Source organism: Exiguobacterium sp. s26, from assembly GCF_018618235.1.
In the GTDB taxonomy this organism is placed as follows: Bacteria; Bacillota; Bacilli; order Exiguobacteriales; family Exiguobacteriaceae; genus Exiguobacterium; species Exiguobacterium chiriqhucha.
The window spans coordinates 188,889-212,473 of record NZ_JACSLS010000002.1; the positions used below are offsets into that span (position 1 = coordinate 188,889).

General features: G+C 54.8%; 22 protein-coding genes. 1 reads left to right on the forward strand and 21 read right to left on the reverse strand.

All coding sequences use genetic code 11. The features are described from left to right. Positions 1 to 55: 55 nt before the first annotated feature. Positions 56 to 1,744 (forward strand): Rqc2 family fibronectin-binding protein, encoded by a 1,689-nt coding sequence (locus KNP82_RS03415; protein WP_214827044.1) that lies wholly within the window; start codon positions 56 to 58, stop codon positions 1,742 to 1,744. A gap of 406 nt (positions 1,745 to 2,150) precedes the next feature. Here KNP82_RS03415 and KNP82_RS03420 read toward each other — a convergent pair whose 3' ends face one another. The 21 genes from KNP82_RS03420 to pgeF form a co-directional block, all read right to left on the reverse strand. Then, positions 2,151 to 3,086: an FUSC family protein gene (locus KNP82_RS03420; protein ID WP_214710577.1), complete on the reverse strand. Its 936-nt coding sequence runs from the start codon at positions 3,084 to 3,086 to the stop codon at positions 2,151 to 2,153. Then, positions 3,083 to 3,883: a hypothetical protein gene (locus tag KNP82_RS03425; protein ID WP_251128623.1), complete on the reverse strand. Its 801-nt coding sequence runs from the start codon at positions 3,881 to 3,883 to the stop codon at positions 3,083 to 3,085. Before KNP82_RS03425 ends, KNP82_RS03420 begins: the two co-directional genes overlap by 4 nt. A 134-nt stretch (positions 3,884 to 4,017) precedes the next feature. Then, entirely contained in the window at positions 4,018 to 4,644 is a 627-nt protein-coding gene (pyrE, locus tag KNP82_RS03430; RefSeq protein WP_214710575.1) for an orotate phosphoribosyltransferase, read from the reverse strand. Further along, positions 4,628 to 5,332 carry an orotidine-5'-phosphate decarboxylase gene (gene pyrF / locus KNP82_RS03435; RefSeq protein WP_214827046.1) on the reverse strand — a complete coding sequence of 235 codons (705 nt, stop codon included), beginning with the start codon at positions 5,330 to 5,332 and terminating at the stop codon, positions 4,628 to 4,630. Before pyrF ends, pyrE begins: the two co-directional genes overlap by 17 nt. After that, complete coding sequence (locus tag KNP82_RS03440) at positions 5,307 to 6,233, reverse strand: dihydroorotate dehydrogenase (protein ID WP_214791541.1); 927 nt, start codon at positions 6,231 to 6,233, stop codon at positions 5,307 to 5,309. The genes pyrF and KNP82_RS03440 overlap by 26 nt, the downstream gene beginning before the upstream one ends. Further along, positions 6,230 to 6,949: a dihydroorotate dehydrogenase electron transfer subunit gene (locus KNP82_RS03445; RefSeq protein ID WP_034777108.1), complete on the reverse strand. Its 720-nt coding sequence runs from the start codon at positions 6,947 to 6,949 to the stop codon at positions 6,230 to 6,232. The genes KNP82_RS03440 and KNP82_RS03445 overlap by 4 nt, the downstream gene beginning before the upstream one ends. Then, entirely contained in the window at positions 6,946 to 10,149 is a 3,204-nt protein-coding gene (carB, locus tag KNP82_RS03450) for a carbamoyl-phosphate synthase large subunit (RefSeq protein ID WP_214827050.1), read from the reverse strand. The genes KNP82_RS03445 and carB overlap by 4 nt, the downstream gene beginning before the upstream one ends. A gap of 1 nt (position 10,150) precedes the next feature. Continuing rightward, positions 10,151 to 11,233 (reverse strand): carbamoyl phosphate synthase small subunit, encoded by a 1,083-nt coding sequence (locus tag KNP82_RS03455; RefSeq protein WP_029595727.1) that lies wholly within the window; start codon positions 11,231 to 11,233, stop codon positions 10,151 to 10,153. Then, positions 11,211 to 12,491, reverse strand: coding sequence for a dihydroorotase (locus KNP82_RS03460; RefSeq protein WP_214827051.1), 1,281 nt, complete (start codon positions 12,489 to 12,491; stop codon positions 11,211 to 11,213). The genes KNP82_RS03455 and KNP82_RS03460 overlap by 23 nt, the downstream gene beginning before the upstream one ends. Continuing rightward, positions 12,488 to 13,393: an aspartate carbamoyltransferase catalytic subunit gene (locus tag KNP82_RS03465; protein ID WP_021067059.1), complete on the reverse strand. Its 906-nt coding sequence runs from the start codon at positions 13,391 to 13,393 to the stop codon at positions 12,488 to 12,490. The genes KNP82_RS03460 and KNP82_RS03465 overlap by 4 nt, the downstream gene beginning before the upstream one ends. A gap of 130 nt (positions 13,394 to 13,523) precedes the next feature. Beyond that, entirely contained in the window at positions 13,524 to 14,825 is a 1,302-nt protein-coding gene (locus KNP82_RS03470) for a uracil-xanthine permease family protein (RefSeq protein WP_058763338.1), read from the reverse strand. Positions 14,826 to 14,874: 49 nt separating this feature from the next. Beyond that, complete coding sequence (gene pyrR / locus KNP82_RS03475; protein ID WP_021067057.1) at positions 14,875 to 15,408, reverse strand: bifunctional pyr operon transcriptional regulator/uracil phosphoribosyltransferase PyrR; 534 nt, start codon at positions 15,406 to 15,408, stop codon at positions 14,875 to 14,877. A 201-nt stretch (positions 15,409 to 15,609) separates the two neighbouring features. Beyond that, on the reverse strand, positions 15,610 to 16,521 hold the full coding sequence (locus KNP82_RS03480) for an RluA family pseudouridine synthase (protein WP_021067056.1): 912 nt from the start codon (positions 16,519 to 16,521) through the stop codon (positions 15,610 to 15,612). Continuing rightward, positions 16,521 to 16,994 carry a signal peptidase II gene (gene lspA / locus KNP82_RS03485; RefSeq protein ID WP_021067055.1) on the reverse strand — a complete coding sequence of 158 codons (474 nt, stop codon included), beginning with the start codon at positions 16,992 to 16,994 and terminating at the stop codon, positions 16,521 to 16,523. The genes KNP82_RS03480 and lspA overlap by 1 nt, the downstream gene beginning before the upstream one ends. 58 nt (positions 16,995 to 17,052) lie before the next feature. Further along, a complete protein-coding gene (gene ileS, locus KNP82_RS03490; RefSeq protein ID WP_058763332.1) occupies positions 17,053 to 19,779 on the reverse strand; it encodes an isoleucine--tRNA ligase in 2,727 nt (908 codons plus the stop codon). Positions 19,780 to 20,049: 270 nt separating this feature from the next. After that, the gene (locus KNP82_RS03495; protein ID WP_021067053.1) at positions 20,050 to 20,595 is read right to left on the reverse strand and encodes a DivIVA domain-containing protein; all 546 of its coding nucleotides are present in this window, start codon (positions 20,593 to 20,595) and stop codon (positions 20,050 to 20,052) included. 18 nt (positions 20,596 to 20,613) lie between these two features. Beyond that, a complete protein-coding gene (locus KNP82_RS03500; protein ID WP_021067052.1) occupies positions 20,614 to 21,384 on the reverse strand; it encodes a YlmH family RNA-binding protein in 771 nt (256 codons plus the stop codon). Next, the gene (locus KNP82_RS03505; RefSeq protein ID WP_214827052.1) at positions 21,385 to 21,657 is read right to left on the reverse strand and encodes a YggT family protein; all 273 of its coding nucleotides are present in this window, start codon (positions 21,655 to 21,657) and stop codon (positions 21,385 to 21,387) included. It lies immediately after the preceding gene. Between the two features lie 4 nt (positions 21,658 to 21,661). Further along, complete coding sequence (locus tag KNP82_RS03510; RefSeq protein ID WP_029595732.1) at positions 21,662 to 22,129, reverse strand: cell division protein SepF; 468 nt, start codon at positions 22,127 to 22,129, stop codon at positions 21,662 to 21,664. 23 nt (positions 22,130 to 22,152) lie between these two features. Then, the gene (locus tag KNP82_RS03515) at positions 22,153 to 22,806 is read right to left on the reverse strand and encodes a YggS family pyridoxal phosphate-dependent enzyme (protein WP_021067049.1); all 654 of its coding nucleotides are present in this window, start codon (positions 22,804 to 22,806) and stop codon (positions 22,153 to 22,155) included. Next, positions 22,803 to 23,564: a peptidoglycan editing factor PgeF gene (gene pgeF / locus KNP82_RS03520; RefSeq protein ID WP_021067048.1), complete on the reverse strand. Its 762-nt coding sequence runs from the start codon at positions 23,562 to 23,564 to the stop codon at positions 22,803 to 22,805. Before pgeF ends, KNP82_RS03515 begins: the two co-directional genes overlap by 4 nt. Between the last annotated feature and the right edge of the window lie 21 nt (positions 23,565 to 23,585).

Genomic DNA, 23,585 nt, shown 5'->3' on the forward strand with positions numbered 1-23,585 from the left:
TTTTCCATGAATCTGATAACGTAGAGACAGAAAAAGAACAAAGGTGATGAGACTAGTGGCATATGATGGATTAATGACATATCGTGTTGTAACAGAATTACAAGCTCTTGTCGGAGGGCGAATCAATCGCGTGCACCAACCGTATTCCCTCGACTTGATGATTCAAGTCCGATCGAACCGCCAAAGCGTCCAATTGCTCGTTTCGGCGAACGCGATGTACGCGCGGCTCCAATTAACGGATAATCCGACCAAGAACCCGCAAGAACCCCCGATGTTTTGCATGATGCTCCGCAAACATATCGAAGGTGGCTTCATCACGGCGGTCGAACAAATCGGACGCGACCGTGTCATCGTCTTGTCGATTCGTTCACGAAACGAGCTCGGCGACGAAGAGAACAAGAAAGTGTATATCGAATTGATGGGACGGCACTCGAACGTCGTGTTAACGAACGAGGACGGCAAAATTTTGGACGCGATCAAGCACTTGCCACCGTCACAGAACACGTACCGGACAATCATGCCGGGCAGCGATTACTTATTGCCGCCGGCCCAAGACAAGTGCGACCCGTTGACAGAACGTGAAGCGGGCTTGAAGCGAATCGATTGGAACGCCGGAAAACTTGATAAACAACTTGTCGCCAGTTTCGCAGGCCTGAGCCCGCAGATTGCACAAGAAATCGTCCATCGGGCCAAACTCCCGAACCGGGCGAGCATCGAAGAGGCGTTCATCGGTGTGATGGCCGACCTCGAAGGACCGTTCGTTTTCCAACAGCTCGCTTCCGGAAAAGAACGTTTCAGTCCGATCGTGCTCACGTCAGGAGAGATTACCGCCGAAGAACGCTACGAGACGAGCAAAGACGTCCTCGACCGCTTCTTCTATGAAAAAGCGAACCGGGACCGCGTCAAACAACAGGCGCATGATGTCGAACGTTTGCTCAAGTCCGAGCTCGAGAAGAACATCTTGAAGCGGAAGCGTCTGCTCGACGACTTGAAGGCGACGGAACGGTCCGATGAGCTCCAAAAATACGGTGAACTGTTGACGACGTACTTGTTCCAACTCGAGAAAGGTATGACCGTCGCTCACGTCGTCGACTACTACGACGAAGAAGGCGGTATGATCGACATCCCGCTCAATCCGCTCAAGACGCCAAACGAAAACGCACAAGCTTACTATAAGAAATACAACAAGTTGAAAGTCGCCAAAATCGAAGTGCAAAAGCAAATCGAATTGAACGACGCCGAGATTCAGTATTTAGAGACGCTCGTCGCCCAACTCGATGTCGCCTCACCTGCCGATATCGTCGAGATTCGAGAAGAATTGGCTGAAGGCGGCTATATGAAACAACGGAATCAAAAGAAGAAACAGACGAAGAAAATTTCGCTCGAAGCGTATACGTCGTCGACGGGGACAGAGTTCTTCGTCGGGAAGAACAATACGCAAAATGATTATTTGACGTTCAAGTTCGCACGTCGCGACGAGATTTGGCTCCACGTGAAAGATATTCCCGGCTCACACGTCATTATTCGTTCGAGCGAACCCGACGAGACGACGCTGCTCGAAGCCGCGACAGTCGCCGCCTACTTCTCGAAGGCCCGTGCCTCGAGCGGTGTGCCGGTCGATTACACGAAAGCGCGCTATGTGAAAAAGCCGAGCGGCGCCAAGCCTGGATTCGTCATCTATACGGATCAGCAGACAGTGTACGTCACGCCGGATGAGCGGCTCGTTAAATCACTCCAGCAATGAGTTCAGACCACGTCACATGACGTGGTCTTGTTTGTGACTTGCATAGAAATCGATGCTTACTATCGCCTTCGCCGGCACCCTCCGTTCCTGGGGCGATGCGGATGCCTCCACAGTGCGTACCGCACTTTACGGGGTCATCCTTGCATCGCTCTCCCCTAGGAGTTCGGGTGCCGGCCCGGACATCGGTTGGTCCTGCTTCTTTTTGGTTTTCCTCTAATACGTAAAGATGAAAGATTGCTTGTCCGTGGCGCCGGAGACTCCTACAGGATAGCAATCCGACGGAGACCCAGCAGCGACGCTAGTCGCGATGCGGCTCCGGGATTGCCTGTGGAAAGCGAAGGCGCCTAAAGGACGAGCTCTCAATCAATCATAAAGCAAGGCCCCGTCGCTAAAACGGGGCCTTGCTTCATTTCGGATTATGTTTGAACGCTTCGAGCTGTTCATGATAGTCGAGCAAATGCCCGTGTAAGATTTCAGAAACGGATAGATCCTCATGCGGCAACGTGAACAGCGAATACGGCTTGTCACACGTGTAGAGGATGTCGTGATGATGCGCAAGGAGATATAAAAATTCGGATTCGAACGCCCGGCGTTCTTCCTCACCAATCAATAATAGTGCCTCACGGTGTTCGGCGAGACTCTCGAGCAGCAAGACGAGCTTGTCCTCAAGGTGAATCAATAGACGATACTGTTTGATCGTCAAATGCTTCAATGTCACGTTCGTCACTTTCATGTCTTCTTGGAGCATCATGTGCAGCTCTTGATGCCCGAGGATGCGGGCCCGCGTCTCAAGCAATTCTGATGGGGATCCGACAAGTTCGCGCCAATGGTGAAACATGTAGGCCGATGTCTTTCGAATCTCACTGAGCAACCGATCTTCATAACGAGGCGGTAGAAACGCATAGTTCACTCCGAGCGAGACGAAAACACCGACAGCCGTCAAAAGCGAACGGGTCCACGCATAATGGAAGAAGTCGGTCGTCGGGTTCTCGAGCATGAGCACGATTGCGAACGCCGCGTACGTCGACATGTGTGTCTTATCGAACGTCGTGTTGAGCGTGAGCGCCACGATGACGGCGAGCCCGATCGAGATCGGGTTGACTCCGAACGCGTAGACGATCAAGAGACCGCACATGAGCCCGACAATCGTCCCGAAGATTCGACTGAAGACGATATTTGATGACCGTTTCACGGTCGGTTGCATCGCGACGACGGCCGCGATGGCCCCCATGCCTGAATAGATGCCAAACACGTACCACGACAAGGCGATCGTGATGGCGACGGCAATCCCCGTCTTTAATGTCCGGAGTCCGACTTTAGGGATGTAACGTTTGTTGATCATTTAAGTTCGACCTTTCCTGTCTCGGAAATGAGTTCGATATTCGGTCGGTTCGAGTTCGACAGATGATACACGCCGCCCCCGATTTCCTTGAACCGCTCGGATGCTGTCACGTTGCCGGACGTGGTGACGTTCACTTGTCCGGTCGCATTGCGCGGCTCGTAGGCGAGCGTCCCAGCCTCGGTCTGAACCGTCAAGCTTTGATTGACGACGATGTCACCCACGGTCGCATTCCGATAGGAGAGGATATTTCCCGTGACGACCCGGACGGTCTCTAGTGTCGCATCACTCCGCGTCTCGACACGAAGTCGATCACTTTCGAGTTTCTTTACATTGACTGCGTTCGCCTCCAAGATGATCGTCTTGGCGATCAATCCTTGTCCCGTCACTTGCTCGGCCTCGACATCGATTGACGTCATCGAGCTCGGCAAGGCGACGCGAATTTTATAGCGGGACGGCTCATCGCTCGCCCGGCTGCCGAATTGACTCAGTTGGCCATACCGCTCGACGACCGAGATTGTGTCGCCGACCGACTTGACTTTGATGCGACGCTCTTTCGAGTTCGTCTGCAACACGTCAATCTGAACCTTCTCATTCGTGCTCCGAACAAATTCGACGTTGCCATGCGCCGTCTCGAGCCGAAGCCTCTTCATCTGGTATCGGTCCTCGTACGTGTCCCCGAGTGCCAACACATGGCTGAATATGAATAAATTCAAGAAAAAAATGAGGGGCAAGACGGTGAGGACGAGTCCGAACGCGATTTTACGATGTTTCGGGATCGCTTGAAAGCGAGCTTTCAAGGACTTTCCCTTCATTCTAGAATACGCCATACACATCTCCTTTATTAACTACTTTCCCTATTCTAACACGTTCAGTATGCCATGTTACCAATTGAAAAAGAATCCGCCGGGAGGTGGATTCTTAGAAAGGTAAATTACGATGTGACACGAGCGCTCCAACCTGTCGGATCATTTCGCCAGTCACGTAAAGTAGCAGCCTCTTCTTTACTGATGATTCGCTTCTTGACGGCGACCTCGAGCACATCCAACAGTGTAATCAGTGCATGCGCAGTGAAGCCGGAGTCCAATAGATTGATGTGAAGACGGCTCAGACTGTAGGAAAAGATCGCTTGAATCTTGATCACTTCCCCGCCGGCTTTCTGGATCGCTTTGGCGGCCTCGATGCTCGATGAACCGGTCGACAACAAATCTTCAATCACGACGACACGAGCGCCAGGCTCGAACCGACCTTCGATTTGATTCCCTTTCCCATGTCCTTTCGCACTCGAACGGACGTAGACGAGCGGCAAGCCGAGCCGGTCGGCGACAAGCGTCGCATGAGGAATTCCCGCTGTCGCTGTCCCGGCGATGACATCGGCGTTGAGCGGACGGATCGCTTCGACGAGCGCATCGATGATGAGATTGCGGACATCAGGATAGCTGAGCGTCAAACGGTTGTCACAATAAATCGGACTCTTCATCCCGCTCGACCATGTATACGGGTTCTCGGGAGAAAGGGTCACGGCCTCGATCTGTAATAAAGCTTCAGCGATTTGTCTCATACGTTCGACTCCATTCCTGTAAGTAGTATTCATATGCGGCGTTCGGGTCTTCGGCCCGGGTGATCGGCCGGCCGACGACGATGGCCGACACGCCGGCCTCACGCGCCGCTTTTGGTGTGGCGACGCGCACTTGATCGTCTACTGTCTCGTTCATCCGGATACCCGGCGTCACGGTCAAAAACGATGAGCCGAGCGCTTGGTGAATCGCATGGGCCTCATGCACGGACGCGACGACCCCGTCGAGTCCGGCCCGATCGGCCATGGCTGCCTGGCGAAGGACGGCCTGCTCCAGACCGCCTCTGATGTTTAATTCTTCAGAAAGCATCCGTTCATCGGTCGACGTCAACTGGGTGACCCCAATCAATTTCGTCGTATCGGTCACATCACGTAAGCCGTCTAAGGCGTAGCGCATCATCGTCTCGCCGCCGAGTGTATGGACGTTCGTCAACTCGACGCCGAGGCGGCCGATTTGACGGAGCGTCCGCCGTGCCGTCTCCGGGATGTCGTGGACTTTGATGTCTAAAAAGACGGGGTATCCATTGTCGACGAGTTGCTCGACAAAACGCCCCCCTTCCCGATAGAACAGCTCCATCCCGACTTTGACGGCTGGTTTCTGATTGATTCGTTCCAATAGACGGAACGCGTCGGCGCCCGTCTCGACATCAAGCGCGAGATACAGTCTGTTCATAAGCTTTCCCCCTGATGTCTAAAATGTGATCGATGCCAAGTTCGTCAAGTCGTCCCGGCAACGCTTCGATGATTTCTTGACAGACGTACGGATTCTCAAAATTGGCCGTTCCGACCGCGACCGCTGAGGCACCTGCGTAGATAAACTCTAATACGTCGTCCACCGTCCGCACGCCGCCCATCCCGATAATCGGGATATCGACGGCCTGAGCGACTTCATACACCATCCGAATGGCGACCGGTTTGACGGCAGGGCCAGACAAGCCCCCGATTCGATTGGCGAGAATCGGTTGTCCGGTCGTGACGTCGATGCGCATCCCGACGAGCGTGTTGATCATCGTGATCCCGTCGGCACCGGCCGATTCGACCGCCTTGGCCATCGCCGTGATCGATGTGACGTTCGGAGACAGTTTGACGTAAACCGGTTTCGTTGACGCCGCTTTGACAAGCCGGGTCAATTCGGCCGCCATCTCAGGATCGGTCCCGAACTGCATCCCGCCGCACTTCACGTTCGGACATGAAATGTTCAGCTCGAGCGCTTTAATGGTCGGGTCGGCACTCATCTGGCGGGCGACGTGAATATACTCTTCTGGCGTCGAGCCGGCCACGTTGGCGATGATCTCGGTATCAAATCCCGACAGGAACGGAAGCTTGTCTTCGATGATGGCGTCGACACCTGGATTTTGAAGGCCGATGGCGTTCAGCATTCCTTGTGCCGTCTCAGCGACACGGGGCGTGCCGTTGCCGAATCGCGACTCGCCTGTCGCCGCCTTAATCATAATACCGCCTAATATCGATAAGTCATAGAGTTTGGCGAACTCTTCACCGAATCCGAAACAGCCTGACGCCGGCATGATCGGATTTTTCAACTGTAAGCCTGGCAAATCGACGTGTAATCTCATAGCGTCACCTCTTCCGCACGAAATACCGGTCCGTCACTGCACACTTTGACGTAACCGCCTGGCGCTTCGCACACGCAAGCGAAACAAGCTCCAATGCCACACCCCATCCGATTCTCGATCGAGATATATCGCTCTTCGATATGTGATGCGGCGACTGCCTTCAACATCGGTTCCGGTCCACAGCTGAACAACACATCGGCCTCGACCCGCGCGAGCGGGCCGGTCACAAATCCCATTTCCCCATACGTTCCGTCGACCGTCGTGATGATCGTCTCCCCCAGTTCACGGAACGCGTCTTCATAAAAAATGCTCGTTTTCGTATCAAACCCGAGAATCGCCACCGTCTCAATCCCGCGTGCGGCGAGCAGACGCCGCGTGTAGTAGAGCGGTGGCACCCCGATGCCCCCACCGACGAGGACGACACGCTTGCCTGTTTGCTCGAGCGGGAAACCGTTGCCGAGCGGTCCGAGGACGTCCAAGACGTCTCCCGTCCGACGAGCGGCCAAATCTGCCGTCCCGCTGCCGATGACTTTATACAGGAACGTGACGACGTTGCCTTCGACGTTCGCGACCGAGAGCGGCCGGCGCAACAGCTCTGACGTCTTCACGTGGAAGAACGTGCCCGGCGCGACTTCTTGCGGTGCGATTTCGACTTTCATCTCCATCGTCGCTGTCGCAATCAATCGGTTCGATAAAATGGTCGCGAGTTGTCTCATACGGTCACCCCGAATGTCGTGAACTCCGGCAAACTCGTTGTTTGGAACGACAGGCTCTCGATGACTTGGAGCAGCGCCTTAACCGTATCGAGCGACGTCAGACAGAGCACGCCTTGCTCGGCCGCGGCCCGACGGATGATGAACCCGTCTTTCGTCGCGAGGGCGTCACGCGTCGTCGTGTTCAAGACGATGTCGACTTCTCCTCGTTCGATGACGCTCAGCATCGTCTCACCAGACTCATTGATCTTCCCGACCGGATGGACCGGTAGGCCGTCTGCTGAGAGCGCCTGCGCCGTACCGGACGTGGCCATCAGGCGGAATCCGAGTCGATTGAAACGGCGGGCGATGTCGAGCGCCTCTTCCTTGTCTTGGTCGGCGACCGTCAATAGGACGTTCCCTTTCAAGGCGATCGTCATGCCGGCGGCGACGAGCCCTTTATACAGTGCTTTTTCGAGCGTACGGTCTGTCGCCATGACTTCACCGGTCGATTTCATTTCCGGCCCGAGCGACGGATCGACTTCTTTTAATTTCGCGAAACTGAACACTGGCACTTTGACCGAAATCGCGTCCGCTTCTGGATGCAGGCCGGTCCCTAACCCTAAATCTTTCAGACTCGTCCCGAGAATCGTCTGCGTGGCGATGCGCGCAATCGGCAGGCCCGTCACTTTCGAGATGAATGGGACGGTCCGGCTCGCCCGCGGGTTGACCTCGATGACATATAAGTCGTCCGCGTAGACGAACTGGATATTGAGCAACCCTTTGATTCGGAACGCCTTGGCGAGTTTGATCGTGTAATCGACGACTTTTTCTTTCAATGCCTCACTCAATCGTTGCGGCGGATACACGGCGATCGAGTCACCCGAGTGGACGCCGGCCCGTTCGATATGTTCCATGATGCCCGGGATATAGACGTCGGTCCCGTCACAGATGGCATCGACTTCAATCTCGATGCCCGTCAAGTAGCGGTCGATGAGGACGGGACGGTCTTTCGAGGCGACGACGGCGTGGCGCATATACCGTTCGAGCTCCGAGCGCTCATAGACGATCTCCATCGCCCGACCTCCGAGCACATATGACGGGCGGACGAGTACCGGATAACCGAGCATATCGGCGCAAGCGACGGCCTCTTCGACCGTGACCGCCGTCTTGCCCGGCGGTTGGGCGAGTCGTTCGGCCGAGAGCGTCGCTTCGAACGCTTTCCGGTCTTCAGCGCGGTCGATATCTTCAAGCGACGTCCCTAAAATTTGGACCCCTTCTGCTTCGAGCGAGGCCGCCAAGTTGATTGCCGTCTGACCGCCGAACTGGACGATGACGCCGAGCGGCTGTTCGTTGCGGATGACCTCGAGCACGTCTTCGGTCGTGAGCGGTTCGAAGTAGAGCCGGTCCGAGATCGAGAAGTCGGTTGACACCGTCTCCGGGTTATTGTTGATGATGATCGCTTCGTAGCCTGCGTCACGGATCGTCTGGATCGAGTGGACGGTCGCGTAGTCGAACTCGACACCTTGCCCGATCCGGATCGGTCCCGAACCGAGGACGAGAATCGATGGTTTGTCCGTCTTCACGGCCTCGTTCTCGACTTCGTACGTCCCGTAAAAGTATGGTGTCTCCGAAGCGAACTCGGCCGCACACGTGTCGACCATCTTATACACCGGGCGGATGCCCCAGTCGTTCCGAAGCGATTTCACCGTCTCCACAGTCTCATTCGTGATTCGGGCGATCATCTTATCGCTGAAGCCGAGACGTTTCGTCTCGATGAGGCGTTCTTTTGAAAGCGGCTCATGCTGAAGCGTCTCTTCTTGTTGCCAAATCCGAGCGAGTTTCGATAAGAAGAAACGATCGATTTTTGTCAGCTCATGCAACTGTTCTGTCGAGTAGCCGCGACGGAGCGCCTCATAGAGCATCCACAACCGCTCATCCGTCGGTGTCGTCAGTTCGCGATCGAGCTCCGCGGTGCTTAGTTGCGCGAGGCGTGGCACGGCCAAGTCTTCTGTCCCGAGTTCGAGCGAACGGACGGCCTTCAAGAGTGCTTCTTCCAAATTACGGCCGATCGCCATCACTTCCCCGGTCGCTTTCATCTGCGTGCCGAGGCGACGATCAGCCGTCTCGAACTTATCGAAGGCGAAGCGCGGAATCTTAGCGACGACATAGTCGAGCGCCGGTTCGAACGAGGCGTAACTCGTCTCCGTCACCGGGTTCTTCAATTCTGACAACTTGTATCCGACCGCTACTTTCGCAGCCAACTTGGCGATCGGATATCCCGTCGCTTTCGAGGCGAGCGCCGAACTGCGGGAGACACGTGGGTTGACCTCGATGACGTAGTACGTGAAGCTGTCCGGGTCAAGGGCGAACTGGATGTTGCATCCCCCTTCGATGCCGAGAGCGCGGATGATGTCGAGTGAGACGCTGCGGAGCATCTGATAGTCGCGGTCCGACAGTGTCTGCGTCGGAGCGAAGACGATCGAGTCGCCCGTATGGACCCCGACCGGATCAAAGTTTTCCATCGCACAGACGATGATGGCCTGGTCGCTCGAATCGCGCATCACTTCATACTCGACTTCTTTCATGCCGGCAATCGATTTCTCGAGCAACACTTGTGTCACTGGACTCGCTTTCAGCCCTGATTCGACGAACTGTTCGAATTCATTCCGGTCATGGGCAATCCCGCCACCGGTTCCTCCGAGCGTGTACGCCGGACGGATGATAATCGGATAGCCGATCCGGTCGGCAAAGCCCCAAGCCGACTCGAGCGACTGCACGATTTCGCTTTCCGGGACCCCGTGGCCGAGCTTATACATGAGGTCGCGGAACTGTTCCCGGTCCTCAGCTTGTTCGATGGCCGATAATTTTGTCCCGAGCAATTCGACGCCGCAATCTTCAAGCACGCCGCGACGATCGAGTTCCATCGCCAAGTTGAGACCGGTCTGGCCGCCGAGTGTGGCCAGGAGCGCGTCCGGTCGCTCTTGACGGATAATCCGTTCGACGAACTCCGGTTCGAGCGGTTCGATATAGACACGGTCCGCCGTCGTCGGGTCGGTCATGATCGTCGCCGGGTTCGAGTTGACGAGGATGACTTCATATCCTTCTTCTTTCAAGGCAAGACACGCCTGGGTACCAGCATAGTCAAATTCTGCCGCCTGTCCGATGACGATTGGGCCGGATCCGATTACAAGGATTTTCTGAATATCTGGTCGTTTTGGCATGTCACATTCCTACTTTCTGTTTGTTTTCTTGAACGAGTTGCATGAAACGGTCAAATAAATCGTTGGCGTCGTATGGACCCGGTGCCGCCTCGGGATGGTATTGGACCGAAAACGTCGGATGATGTAGATGCTTCACACCTTCGACCGTGCCATCGTTGACGGCGCGATGCGTGACGACGAGTCCTGTCGTCGCGAGCGACGCTTCATCGACTGCGTAGCCGTGGTTTTGGGACGTGATTGTCACCGCTCCGGTCTCTAGTTCGACCACGGGATGGTTGGCACCGCGATGACCGAACGGGAGTTTGAACGTGTTGGCACCGCTCGCGAGTGCAATCAACTGATGGCCGAGACAGATCCCGAAGATCGGGAGTGTCGGCATGAGGCGCTCGATGAGCGGTAACGCCGTCGGGACGTCTTTCGGATCCCCCGGTCCGTTCGACAGCATGACGCCGTCCGGCTCATAGCGCATCACTTCTTCGGCCGTCACGTCGTGCGGCAAGACGACGACTTCACAGTCGCGTTTCACGAGTTCACGCATGATGCCGAGCTTCGCGCCGAAATCGATGAGGGCAATCCGTGGGCCGCTGCCGGTGCTGACATACGCCCGCTTCGTCGAGACACGCTCGACTTGATTGGTCGGCAGGAGAACATCGAAGCGGTGTTGGACCGTCTCCCACGTCGAGTCGCCGTCGACCATGACACCGCGCATGACGCCGAGTGAGCGCAAGTGACGCGTCAACATGCGTGTGTCGACTCCTGCTAGACCCGGGATGTTGAAGCGTTTGAGCGTATCATGAAGCGTCGCGGTCGAACGGAAGTTCGACGGTGTGTCGCACACTTCTTTGACGATGAGCCCTTTCGCCATCGGAACGGTCGTCTCGAAATCTTCGCGGTTGACGCCATAGTTCCCGATCAACGGATTCGTCAACACGATGAGTTGGTCGCAGTAAGACGGGTCAGATAACATCTCTTGATATCCGGTCATCCCGGTCTGGAAGACGACTTCCCCGATCGTCTCCACACTTGCACCAAACGCTGTTCCTACAAATGAAGTACCGTCCTCAAGCCATAATGTTCGTTTCATCGAATCTCCCCTTATATACGATTTTTCCAGCCACGATGGTCATCACCGGCCAGCCAACTAGTTTCTTCCCAGCAAACGGTGTGTTCTTCCCTTTCGAACGGAACGTCGTCGGATCGACGACCCGCTCCGTCTCCGGGTCGATGAGGGCGAGGTCCGCCGCCCGGCCGACTTCAATCACACCGTACGGCAACCCGAACACGTCACTCGGTCGTTTCGTCATCCACTCGATGAGCGCCGCCTCTTCCATCTGTCCCGTTTTGACGAACGTCGTGTACAAGAGCGGGAACGCCGTCTCGAAACCGGTGATCCCGAACGGGGCCCGTTCCATGCCGGCCGCCTTCTCCTCGGCCGTGTGCGGGGCGTGATCGGTCGCGATCATATCGATCGTGCCATCGAACAAGCCCTCGAGTAGCGCCTCCCGGTCGTCCGCGCTCCGGAGCGGCGGATTCATTTTAAAGTTCGGGTCGAGGCCCGGGATATCGTCTTCACAGAGGACGAGGTGATGCGGTGTCACTTCGGCCGTGACCCGGATGCCGGCTCGTTTGGCGTCGCGGATGACGCGCACCGACTGTCGTGACGAGACGTGGCAGACGTGATAGTGACAGCCTGTCTCTTCGGCGATCAAGACGTCCCGGGCGATATGGATGCTCTCGGCGAGGCTCGGGATGCCTTGGATGTCATGTTCTTCACTGAACCGGCCTTCGTGGACCGAACCGGCCTTGAGCGTATTGTCCTCGCAATGGGCGACAATCGCCTTGTCGAGTCGTTTCGCTTCCCGCATCGCCGCGCGCATCATCGCTGCCGATTGGACGCCAACTCCGTCGTCGGTGAAGGCGAACGAATCTGCGAGCGAGGCCATGTCGACTTGCTCGGTACCGAGCTGTCGTTTCGTGATGGCGGCGTATGGCAGGACACGCACGATGGCGTCTTGCTCGATTTTAGCCAACAGCTGGTCCATCGTTGCGCGGTCGTCTGGGACCGGACGCGTGTTCGGCATCGCACAGATTGTGGTGAATCCGCCGGCTGCAGCCGCCTCTGTCCCGGTCTTGATTGTCTCTTTCTTCTCCCCACCCGGTTCGCGCAAGTGGACGTGGACATCGACGAGTCCTGGGATGAGTAGCATCCCTGTCGCATCAATCACGTCGTGTCCTTCAGTCGTGCCGTTATAGTCGACTGAGCGGATCTCGCCGTCTTCAATCAATAGTGTCGTCGTCCGTTTCGTGTTCCCGTCATACCAAGTTGCGTGTTGAAGTATCATAATTGTCCCCCTAATGCTCGATTTAAGATGGCCATCCGGGCGTAAACACCGTTCGTCATCTGTGGAAAGATACGCGACTGTGGATGTTCGATTAAACTACCGGCAATCTCGACGTCCCGATTGACCGGGGCCGGATGCATGATGATCGCTTGCGGTTTCATCCGCTCGACGCGTTCCGGCGTCAAGCCATAGCGTACATGGTAATCTTCTTTCGAGAAGATATCGCCCATGATGTGGCGTTCGTGCTGGACGCGCAGCAACATGATGACGTCACAGTCGGCCAACACGTCGTCGAGGTCACGATGCTCGAGCCCCATCGACTCGTCCCACCAGGAGGCGGGACTGCAGCCGACGACGTTCGCGCCGAGCCGCTTGAGCACCGAGGCGTTCGAGCGGGCGACACGGCTATGGACGAGGTCACCGCAGATGGCGATATTCAATCCTTCGAACGTCTTGAACTCTTCAAAGATCGTGACGAGGTCGAGGAGTGACTGGGACGGATGTTCCCCGCTCCCGTCACCGCCGTTCAACACCGGGATATTCAATGTTTCGACGAGTTCATGGTAGTAGCCCGACTCCGGATGGCGGATGACGAGGGCATCGACCCCGATCGCCTCGAGCGTCTTGCACGTGTCGTAGAGCGTCTCACCTTTCGTCACCGATGACGTCGCCACGTCGAACGGGATCTCCTGGACCTTCAAGTGCCGTTCGGCCATTTGAAACGAATTTTTCGTTCGCGTCGAGTTTTCAAAGAATAAATTCGCGACCGTCTTCCCATCGAACAATGGGGGCATGTTCCCTTGTTTATAGCGGAGCGACTCCTCGATCAGACCCATAATCTCGTCGAGGGATAGCGTGTCCAGGCTGACAAAATGCTTCGGTTGTTGTTTGATGATGTTCATGTTCGTCTCCTCCTTTTATGTGAAGGCAAAGAGAAAAGGCGTCTCTTCACCTACGTGAAGGGACGCCTTTATCTGGGCAGAACACACCCAAATAAACGAGCCTTCACTTTGCCGACCTCACGGGATCGAATTAAAAGTTACTTGCTTGTCGTGTGTCTTCAGTTGTTTCGGCAGCAGGTTCTTCCACGCTTTCCGCTTTTGGCAAGAAGGCGTTCAAGAGAATCCCGACGACCGTTGCGAGCGCCATCCCTTGGACCGGGAAGCTACCGAGTTGGACCATCGCCCCACCGAGTCCGATGACGAGGATGACCGAGGCGATGATGAGGTTGCGTTTCTCGGCGAGATCGACGTTGCTCTCGACCATCGTCCGGAGACCGTTCGAGGCGATGACCCCGAACAAGAGGATCGAGATGCCGCCTTTGACCGGGTTCGGAATCGTCGAGATGAACGCTTCGACGTGTCCGAGGAATCCGAAACTGATGGCCATGAGCGCCGCTCCGGCGATGACGTAGACGCTATACACTTTCGTGATAGCCATGACCCCGTTGTTCTCACCGTAAGTCGTACACGGTGGACCACCGAGTGCCGAGGCGACCGCTTTCCCGACCCCGTCGCCGAGGAGGGTCCGATGGAGACCTGGGTCTTTCATCGTCTCGCGGCCGATGATTTTCGACGTGACCATCTGGTCGCCGATATGTTCCGTCATCGTGACGAGTGCGACTGGGACGATGGCGAGGAGTGCCCCGACTTGCCACATCGGCATGTAGTCGACGAACACCATCGTGAAGTCAGGCAGTTGGAACAAGCTCGCTTGTCCGAGCGCCGAGTAGTCGATGATTCCGAACAGTGCGGCGATGAGGTAACCGCCGATGATTCCGAACAAGATCGGGACAGCGCCCCATACTCCTTTGAGCGTCGTCATGGCGAGAATCGTAATACCGAGCGTGAGCAACGCGACGGTGATGAACGTTCCGTTGTATGCCCCGTCCTTATTCATCGACATGTCGATGGCGACCGGTGCGAGCGATAAGCCGATGACCATGATGACCGGACCGACGACGACCGGTGGCAGCAAGCGTAGCAACCAGTTCACGCCGGTCTTATAGATGACGAGCGAGACGACGCCGTAGACGGAACCGGCGATGATGCCTCCGAACAAGGCGGCTTCGACACCCCATTGTTGGCTGACAGCGATAATCGGCGCGATGTACGCGAAGCTCGATCCGAGATAAGTTGGGACTTTGAAGCGTGTGATTGCTAGGAATGAGAGCGTGGCCACACCGGAAGCGACGAGGGCGACGGACGTGCTTAGGCCCGTCAAAATCGGGACTAAAATCGTCGCTCCGAACATGGCGAAGACGTGTTGCAGGCTGAAGAGCAGCCATTGCGGTAAGTGAGCGGGACGCTCGTGGATGTTGAGGATGGGTTTCATATGTGGTTCTCCTTCCTGGCCTCTCTGGACCACCTTAAAGGTTTTTTGATTATTGCTGTTTGATGAATACTTCGTCTGTCGCATCGACTTCACTGAGTCTGACGACGACTTGTTCCGACTTCGACGTCGGGACGTTCTTGCCGACAAAGTCGGGGCGAATCGGTAACTCGCGGTGTCCGCGGTCGATCAAGACGGCGAGCTGGATATAATCCGGCCGACCGTGGTCGACGAGTGCGTCCATGGCAGCCCGCACTGTCCGGCCTGTATAAAGGACGTCGTCAATCAAGACGACCGTCTTGCCGTTGATATCATGCGGTAACTCGGTCGCTTTCACTTCCGGGTCGAGTGATTTCTTTGATAAGTCATCCCGGTAGAGCGTGATGTCTAAGTTGCCGAGGGCAATCGGTTTGCCTTCGATTTCTTCGATTCGGCGGGCGAGCCGGTCGGCGAGCGTCTCGCCTCTGGTTTTAATCCCGACGAGTACGACGTTGTCCGTCCCTTTGTTTCGCTCGATAATCTCATGGGCGATTCGGGTAAGTGCACGGCGGATGGCCGCTTCATCTAAAATGGTGGAACGTTTCAACTAGTTCCCCCCTCTCACAAATTATATAAAAAAAGAAGACTTCCTCATCCGGCTGGAAAAGGAAGTCTTCATATGTGAGGGCAGACCTCTGCCTCAAATAATCGACGTGTCGTGGCCGCGGCCACAATCCTTTCACAGCCTCTCTGGACTGGGTTTAAAGGTGTTATGCTTCCTAGACTATAAATCGGAATCGGTTGAAAGTCAACGCGTTTTCTCGATTTTGTCTAATTTGGCAAGCTCCGCCTCGAAGTCGGCTGGGAGTTTCGCCTCGAATTCAAGCCATTCGTTCGTGCGTGGATGGAAGAAACCGAGCGTCGCCGCGTGGAGCGCTTGACCGTTCAATTGAATCGTACGGCGTGGACCGTATTTCGGGTCACCAGCAAGCGGATGGCCGATATAACGCATGTGAACGCGGATTTGGTGCGTCCGTCCCGTCTCCAATTTACACTCGACGAGCGTGAAATCTTTGTATCGCTCGAGCAGACGGAAGTGCGTGATCGCTTCTTTCGCGTTCTTGTCGGTCACCGTCATCCGTTGACGGTCGTTCGTGTCACGTCCGATTGGCGCTTCGATTGTCCCAAGTTCATGGGCGACTTCGCCGTGGACGAGGGCGATATATTCACGCTTGATTTTACGATCCTTCAACTGGCTCGCGAGCGATTCGTGGGCCACATCATTTTTCGCGACCATGAGAAGACCGGTCGTGTCTTTGTCGATGCGGTGGACGATGCCTGGACGTTTGACGCCATTGATGCCTGACAAATCGTCACAGTGGTAAAGGAGCGCGTTGACGAGCGTCCCTGACGTATGGCCGGCCGCCGGATGGACGACCATGCCGCGTGCCTTATTGACGACGATGACATCCTCGTCCTCATAGACGACGTCGAGCGGGATATCCTCAGGTAACACTTCGAGTTCGACGGCATCTGGGACCGTCACGACGATTTCGTCGCCTTCTTGCAATTTATAGTTCGGCTTGACGATCTGTCCATTGACGAGCAGGTCTCCCGCCTTGATCCAGTCTTGGATTTGCGAACGTGACCAATCACTTTGTTCGCTCATCCATTTATCGATACGAGCCTTTTCTTCGGCGACAAATGTGTAAGTTTCCATTACGATTGTCCCCTTTCTTTGTTTAATTTTTCTTCGAACAAGACGCCGATGATCATAAAGATGACCCCGAACGTGAGCGCCATATCGGCGACATTAAAAATGGGGAAGTTGTATCCGAACGGGTACGTGTCGACAAAGTCGACGACTTCTCCACGGAAGAGACGGTCGATAAAGTTCCCGATGGCACCGGCGAGTAGTAACCCGACGCTATAACCGAGCAAATCGAACCCGTTCACTTCTTTATGCAAGAAGTAAATCAAACCGACGACGACGATGGCCGTGACGATAAAGAAGAACACCATCTGCCCTTCGAGCATGCCCCAAGCCGCACCTTTATTACGGTAAGACGTCAAATAAAGCAACCCAGGGATGAGTTCAATCGACTGTCCGATCGTCATCGTCTGGACGACGATCCATTTGGTCACTTGGTCGAGCAAAATGAGGAAAAGTGCTAATCCGTAGTAACGTTTCATCAGATTCTCCTTTCAAGTCATAAGAAACCGGAGTGGACGATCGCCACTCCGGTCCGGCTTATGCGATGACTTCTGTACAACGCGGGCAAAGCTCTGGGTGCTGTTCGTCTTGACCAAGTTCAGTCGAGTACGTCCAGCAGCGGGCACAAGCGGCACCATCAGCTTTCAAGACGCTGATTTCGGCTGTCGCATAATCGACATCAGCCGAGTCGACGTAATCAAGCTGTGACACTTGTAGCAATTGGCGCACGTTGTCGATCGTCTCGAGCAACTGTTTCGTCTCACCTTTCGGCGCGACGAGCAACTTCGCTTCGAGCGGTTTCCCGATCAATTTCTCACCACGTGCAATCTCGATCGCTTTCAAGACGTCGTCACGGAACGTGAGGAACTTCGACCATTTCGCAAGCAACGCCTTCTCGTCTTCCGACAATGCCGCTACTTCGTCAAGGTCCGTCAAGAAGACGCTATCTGCTTGTTTCGCCGGCACTTCTTGCCATACCTCATCCGCCGTGTGCGGAAGGATTGGGGCGAGCAATTTCGTGAGCGTGACGACCGTGTCATACATGACCGTTTGAACGGCACGACGACGCGCGTCATCTTCGCGCTCGATATACAGGATATCTTTCGTGAAGTCGAGATAGAATGACGACAACTCGTTGACACAGAAGTTATGGCTCAAGTGATAGACGGCCATGAAGTCGAACGTGTCATATGCTTTGACGACTTTCGCTTGAAGCTGTTTGAGTTTTGTCGCCATGAAGCGGTCCGCTTCCGGCATGTCTTCGAACGCGACACGCATCGACGGGTCGAATCCGTTCAAGTTACCGAGCAAGAAGCGCAACGTGTTGCGGATTTTCCGGTATACTTCCGACACTTGTTTAAAGTTATCGTGTGACGCGCGGACATCTGACTGATAGTCGACCGACGACACCCAAAGACGGACGATTTCTGCTCCGTACTGTTTGACGAGGTCGTTCGGTGCAATCGTGTTACCGAGTGACTTCGACATCTTGCGTCCGTCTCCGTCGAGAACGAAACCGTGGCTGAGCACGTTGCGATACGGCGCTTTGCCAGTCGTCGCGACAGCCGTCGAGAGTGACGAGTTGAACCAGCCGCGGTATTGGTCCGATCCTTCAAGGTACAAGTCGGCCGGGCGGCGCAAGTTGTCGCGCTGTTCGAGTACGCCCGCATGTGACGAACCTGAGTCGAACCAAACGTCCATGATGTCGAGCTCTTTACGGAACTCGCCGTTCGGGCTGTTCGGGTGTGTGAAGCCTGCTGGCAACAAGTCTTTCGCTTCGCGCTCATACCAGACGTTCGATCCGTGTTCATGGAACAAGTTGGCGATATGTTCGATCGTCTCGTTCGTGATGATTTCCGTTCCGTCTTCGGCATAGAAGATCGGGATTGGAACACCCCAGGCGCGTTGACGGCTGATGACCCAGTCCCCACGGTCACGGACCATGTTGTAAAGACGTGTCATGCCCCATTCCGGCACCCAGTTCACTTCTTCGATTTCACGGAGCATATCGGCCCGGAAGTCTTTGATTGAGGCGAACCATTGCGGTGTCGCGCGGAAGATGACCGGTTTTTTCGTACGCCAGTCGTGCGGGTACGAGTGTTTGATGAATTTCAAGTTGAGCAAGTAGCCGTTCTCTTCGAGCTTCATCCCGATTTGTTTGTTCGCGTCTTCATAGAACAAGCCTTCGAAACCTGGCGCCTCATCCGTCATATAACCACGGTCGTCGACCGGGCACAAGACGTCGAGTCCGTACGCTTGTCCGACACGATAGTCGTCTTCCCCGTGCCCAGGTGCCGTATGGACGAGACCTGTCGCGTCAGCCGTGACGTGATCGCCGATCATGACGAGCGAGGTCCGGTCGTAGAGCGGGTGTTGCGCCGTCATGTACTCGAACTCACGTCCGTTCCAAGAACCGCTCACCGTGTAATCCGTCCACTTGAGTGCCGTCGTCACTTCTTCCACAAGCGATTCGGCGACGATATAGCCTTTGCCGTCATGCTCGATACGCGTGTACGTCAACTCGTCGCTGACCGCGATTCCGAGGTTGGCTGGAATTGTCCACGGTGTCGTCGTCCAGATGACGAAATGATCGGTCGTCTGAAGAACGTCTTTCCCGTCGACGACTTGGAACGCCACGTAAATGGCCGGTGACTTCTTGTCATAATATTCGATTTCCGCCTCAGCGAGCGCCGATTCAGAAGAAGGTGACCAATAGACCGGTTTCTTCCCTTTATAGATGTAGCCCTTTTCGGCCATCGTCCCGAAGAGACGGATTTGAGCCGCTTCGTATTCTGGGAGGAGCGTGATGTACGGGTTGTCAAAGTCAGCGAGCAACCCGAGGCGTTTGAACTGTTCACGTTGCGAGTTCACTTGTTCCATCGCATACGCTGCACACTTCTCACGGAACTCGGCGACCGTCATTTCTTTGCGGTTGACACCCGCTTTTTGAAGCGCGTTCTCGATTGGGAGACCGTGTGTGTCCCAGCCCGGAATCATCGGTGACTGGTAGCCGTTCAATGATTTGAAACGGACAATGATGTCTTTCAATACTTTGTTGAGCGCGTGGCCCATATGGATGTCACCGTTCGCGTACGGAGGTCCGTCGTGAAGGATGTATTGCGGTTTCCCGGCGTTTTTCTCTTGGACGCGGTTGTATAGGTCCATCTGTTCCCAAGCCTCATGCATCGCTGGCTCACGTTTCGGCAGATTTCCGCGCATCGCGAATTCTGTGTCAGGCATCAATAGTGTGTCTTTGTAGTTCATTGAAACTCCTCCTGCATCTTTTTTTGACAACAAAAAAACCCGCCCCTAATAGGGACGAGTTGGTCGACTCGCGGTACCACCCTACTAATCTCAGGAAAAACCCCGAGACCGCTCTTGGTAACCGATAACGAGGTCAGGCGGTCGCGCTTACTAACTTCAGCCCGACACTCATAGGGGATACCGATAAAGTCTTTCTCTTAGGCTTGCACCTTCCCTAAGTCGCTTCGTAGGTATGACTTTATCGACGTGTCCTAATCGACGTATTGTGTATTATCCGTGATGTTTTGTTGGTATGACTTCGTCGTCATTATACGCAAGTTCGGTCGTATCGTCAAGAACCGTCTGGACCGGCGGCTCCCCGACAATCGTGTCCCATTCCGTGCTGTTCAAGAGCTCCATCTGAGCATCGACGAGGACGCGGAACCGGGTCCGGTACAATTCGACTTTCTTGAGCATTTGAATGACTTCACGTTCGGCGAGCTGCTCTTTGCGTGAGGCTTCTTCCTCACGGGCGAGCGCCTCGCGTTCCGCTTGCTTCAAAATGAGACTCGCTTCCTTGGCCGCGTTCGTCTTCACTTCTTCAGCTGCTTCTTGGGCGACGATAATCGATTTGTTCAACGTGTCTTCCATCGAGGAGAAGTAGTCGATACGGGCTTGCATATCGTTGACGAGCTCTTCGTACCTTCTATTCTCACGAATCAATAGTTCAAATTCTTTAATGATTTGATCTAAAAATTCATTGACCTCATCGATATCGTACCCGCGAAAACGAGTCGAGAACTCTTTATTATGAATATCAATCGGTGTCAACGCCATTCGACTTTCCTCCTAAGTTCAACGTATGATGCCATACTGGATTTTTATTTTCTCACGCTTTGTCGAGCCGAGAATCGCCGTCAGTTTGACACGGCCATACCCTCGGATCGAGACCAAATCGTCTGGTTCAAGGATGAAGCTCGGATCATCAATCGGTTTATGATTCACTTTACAGTCTCCATGTTTGACGAGCGCCTGCGCTTTTTGCCGAGATAAACCGAGCACTTCGCTGACGACCGTGTCAAACCGGAGTGATGAGACGATACCGAACTCATCGCTCCATTTGACTTCAGGTACGACGAGCACAGCCTCGGGCGCCACTTCGGAGATGCGAATCCGGGCCTTGCCGACCCGATCGACGTTCATCTCGATGAAACCGGCCGCGTCACGCGTCGTGGCGAACTGGGCGATGCCATCATCGAGGACGACGTCGCCAAACTTCTGCCGCTTCAACCCGGCGTTCAAGAGCGTTCCCGTCACTTGACGGTGCGTCAATTCGACGAACTTGGTCGGATAGTCGATTTGACGAATCGCAATCTCGAAATCGTTCGGGTCGAGCTCGTAATAATCCGGAGCCAGGATGAGACGACGCCGTTCCGCGCCGACAAATCCGCCATCCTCGTAAATCGCGAGCTGCTTTCCGACGAGTTGCCGGACGATTTGTTGCTCGCGTGGATCTAAAAAGTCCGTCACTTTCAACATATAGTTGTCCTCGACTTGTTGAACCCAATCAAGCACTTGCTCGATAAATGCCCGTTCGTTCGGTCGATAATGATCGAAGACGCTCATTTAAATACCGAAAATCGCACGCACTCCAAATTGCGCCATCCGTAGCACAAATAAAGCGACGATTGGGGAGATGTCGAGCATCCCGCCGATTGGTGGGATGATGCGACGAAACGGATTCAAAAACGGTTCGCAAAGATACGACAAGATTTGACCAAACTTTGATTCACGCGCATTTGGGAACCACGATAATAAAATATAGGCCATCAAGACCCAACTATAATATCCAAGTAATGTAACGATCGTGTTGCCTAACGCAGGTATAGCATTTTCCATTCAGTTACCATCCTTTACTATTGAGTTCGTCCTCCGAAATCAAGTTCGAGATCGACCCCGTCAACTCGATGTTGTTCGGAGTACATAGAATCGTGTTATGTCCAATCGACGTCATCGTCCCTTCTAACGCATAGACGACACCTGACAAGAAGTTGACGACTTGACGAGACTGCTCTTTCGACATCCGTTGAAGGTTGACGATGACGGCCCGGTTTTCTTTCAACTGGTCGCTGATATCTTGGGCTTCGGCGAATACACGCGGCTCGGCCAAGACGACTTTTGAACGTTCTTTCTTCTTCGTGTTCAACGCGACGATATTGTTCGATGTTTTCGGACGGTCCTCAGTTTTGACGATTGCCTCCGTCATCGGTTGTGTCTTCGTTTCGGCGACAGCATACTCGTCTCCTTCGAACTGGTTGTTCGGATCTTCCTCGAGTCCAAAGAAGTCCTTCATTTTGTTTTTGATTGACATAACGGATTCCTCCTTAAAATATATTATTGCACAAGTACGGTTCCAATACGAACAAACGATGCGCCTTCTTCAATCGCCAACGTGTAGTCATTCGACATACCCATTGACAGTTCGGTACACGGTGCATGCGGATAAGCATGACGCGCGACGTCATCGCGCAATTGTCTCAAGTTTCGGAACGTCTCCCGAATCACCGTCTCGTCCTCTGTGAACGGGGCCATCGTCATCAAACCGATGATCCGCACGTGAGGATACTGTTTACAGTTCTCGATGAACGGGATGACTTCCTCTTTTTCGAGACCATGTTTTGACGCTTCGCCCGATACGTTCACTTGCACGAAACAATCGATCACGCCTTGGGCGCGTTTATCGATTTCTTCGGCGAGCGAGAGACGGTCGAGCGAATGAATCGCTGCCACATGGTCAATAATTTGTCTCACTTTACGTGTCTGCAGGCTGCCGATGAAATGAAACTTGGCATCAGGCGGCAACTGCTCGACTTTTTCAAGCAATCCTTCAGGACGATTTTCGCCGAAGTCGCGGATGCCTTCTGCATAGAGGGCGTTCGCCACGTCGGGACCGACCGATTTCGTGACCGCGATGAGCGTCACCGCTTGATCGGTCCGATGCGCGTCGATCGTCTGTCTGACTTGATTCACATTGTTGGCTATACTCACGATTTCTTCTCCTTGACGAGGACGGCCGCAAAGCGACGCTTGGCGTCTCCGTTCCGATACGAGAAAAAGGTTTGATCAGAAACGGTCGACAAGTTCGATTGGGTGACCTCGATATTTCGTTCCACAGCGAGCGTCTCATTCACTCGTTGCAGGGATAGACGGGCGTGGCCTGCTCGTTCGTCCATGACCGATGACGTATATGCAGCCGGTGAGACCGCTTCGACCGCATCCAGGACGCGGCGGTCGACCTCATAATGCTCGGCTGTGATGGCTGGCCCGACGAACATGTCAATCGCTTCGGCCGGAACACCGAGCGTGGCGAACGCATCCGTCATCGCGGCGACAATGTTCCCGACCGTCCCTTTCCAACCGGCATGCGCCACACCGATGACGCCGTGGTCCTCGGCACAGAAGAACAGCGGGACGCAGTCGGCAAAGACGAGGGCGAGTGGCAACGCGTCGGCCGTCGTGATGAGACCGTCTGTCGCCGGAATCGTTTCGTCATAGCGATATGCGCCTCTGCCGCGGTCGGCGTCGCCGACGACTTCAACGTTCGTCTGATGAACTTGGTCAGCCCAGACCGAATCCGCGAGGGCGAGACCCGCCGCGTCAAAGAAGTACTCCCGATTGGCGACGACCTGTTCTGCGTCATCGCCAACGTGGAGTCCGACGTTGCCTTCATTATGTCCGTCCGTCCGGGTCGTCACATAAGCCTGATAGCGATACGTCTCGGTTTCCCATGTATGTAACAGTCGCATATGATTCTCCTTTTTTAGAAA

Bases quoted from the DNA above. Each gene is read 5' to 3' on its own strand.
- KNP82_RS03420 (WP_214710577.1), bottom strand. From the start codon at position 3,086: ATGATCAACAAACGTTACATCCCTAAAGTCGGACTCCGGACATTAAAG.
- pyrE (WP_214710575.1), bottom strand. From the start codon at position 4,644: ATGAGACAAATCGCTGAAGCTTTATTACAGATCGAGGCCGTGACCCTT.
- pyrF (WP_214827046.1), bottom strand. From the start codon at position 5,332: ATGAACAGACTGTATCTCGCGCTTGATGTCGAGACGGGCGCCGACGCG.
- KNP82_RS03440 (WP_214791541.1), bottom strand. From the start codon at position 6,233: ATGAGATTACACGTCGATTTGCCAGGCTTACAGTTGAAAAATCCGATC.
- KNP82_RS03445 (WP_034777108.1), bottom strand. From the start codon at position 6,949: ATGAGACAACTCGCGACCATTTTATCGAACCGATTGATTGCGACAGCG.
- carB (WP_214827050.1), bottom strand. From the start codon at position 10,149: ATGCCAAAACGACCAGATATTCAGAAAATCCTTGTAATCGGATCCGGC.
- KNP82_RS03455 (WP_029595727.1), bottom strand. From the start codon at position 11,233: ATGAAACGAACATTATGGCTTGAGGACGGTACTTCATTTGTAGGAACA.
- KNP82_RS03460 (WP_214827051.1), bottom strand. From the start codon at position 12,491: ATGATACTTCAACACGCAACTTGGTATGACGGGAACACGAAACGGACG.
- KNP82_RS03465 (WP_021067059.1), bottom strand. From the start codon at position 13,393: ATGAACATCATCAAACAACAACCGAAGCATTTTGTCAGCCTGGACACG.
- KNP82_RS03470 (WP_058763338.1), bottom strand. From the start codon at position 14,825: ATGAAACCCATCCTCAACATCCACGAGCGTCCCGCTCACTTACCGCAA.
- KNP82_RS03480 (WP_021067056.1), bottom strand. From the start codon at position 16,521: ATGGAAACTTACACATTTGTCGCCGAAGAAAAGGCTCGTATCGATAAA.
- lspA (WP_021067055.1), bottom strand. From the start codon at position 16,994: ATGAAACGTTACTACGGATTAGCACTTTTCCTCATTTTGCTCGACCAA.
- ileS (WP_058763332.1), bottom strand. From the start codon at position 19,779: ATGAACTACAAAGACACACTATTGATGCCTGACACAGAATTCGCGATG.
- KNP82_RS03495 (WP_021067053.1), bottom strand. From the start codon at position 20,595: ATGGCGTTGACACCGATTGATATTCATAATAAAGAGTTCTCGACTCGT.
- KNP82_RS03500 (WP_021067052.1), bottom strand. From the start codon at position 21,384: ATGAGCGTCTTCGATCATTATCGACCGAACGAACGGGCATTTATCGAG.
- KNP82_RS03505 (WP_214827052.1), bottom strand. From the start codon at position 21,657: ATGGAAAATGCTATACCTGCGTTAGGCAACACGATCGTTACATTACTT.
- KNP82_RS03510 (WP_029595732.1), bottom strand. From the start codon at position 22,129: ATGTCAATCAAAAACAAAATGAAGGACTTCTTTGGACTCGAGGAAGAT.
- pgeF (WP_021067048.1), bottom strand. From the start codon at position 23,564: ATGCGACTGTTACATACATGGGAAACCGAGACGTATCGCTATCAGGCT.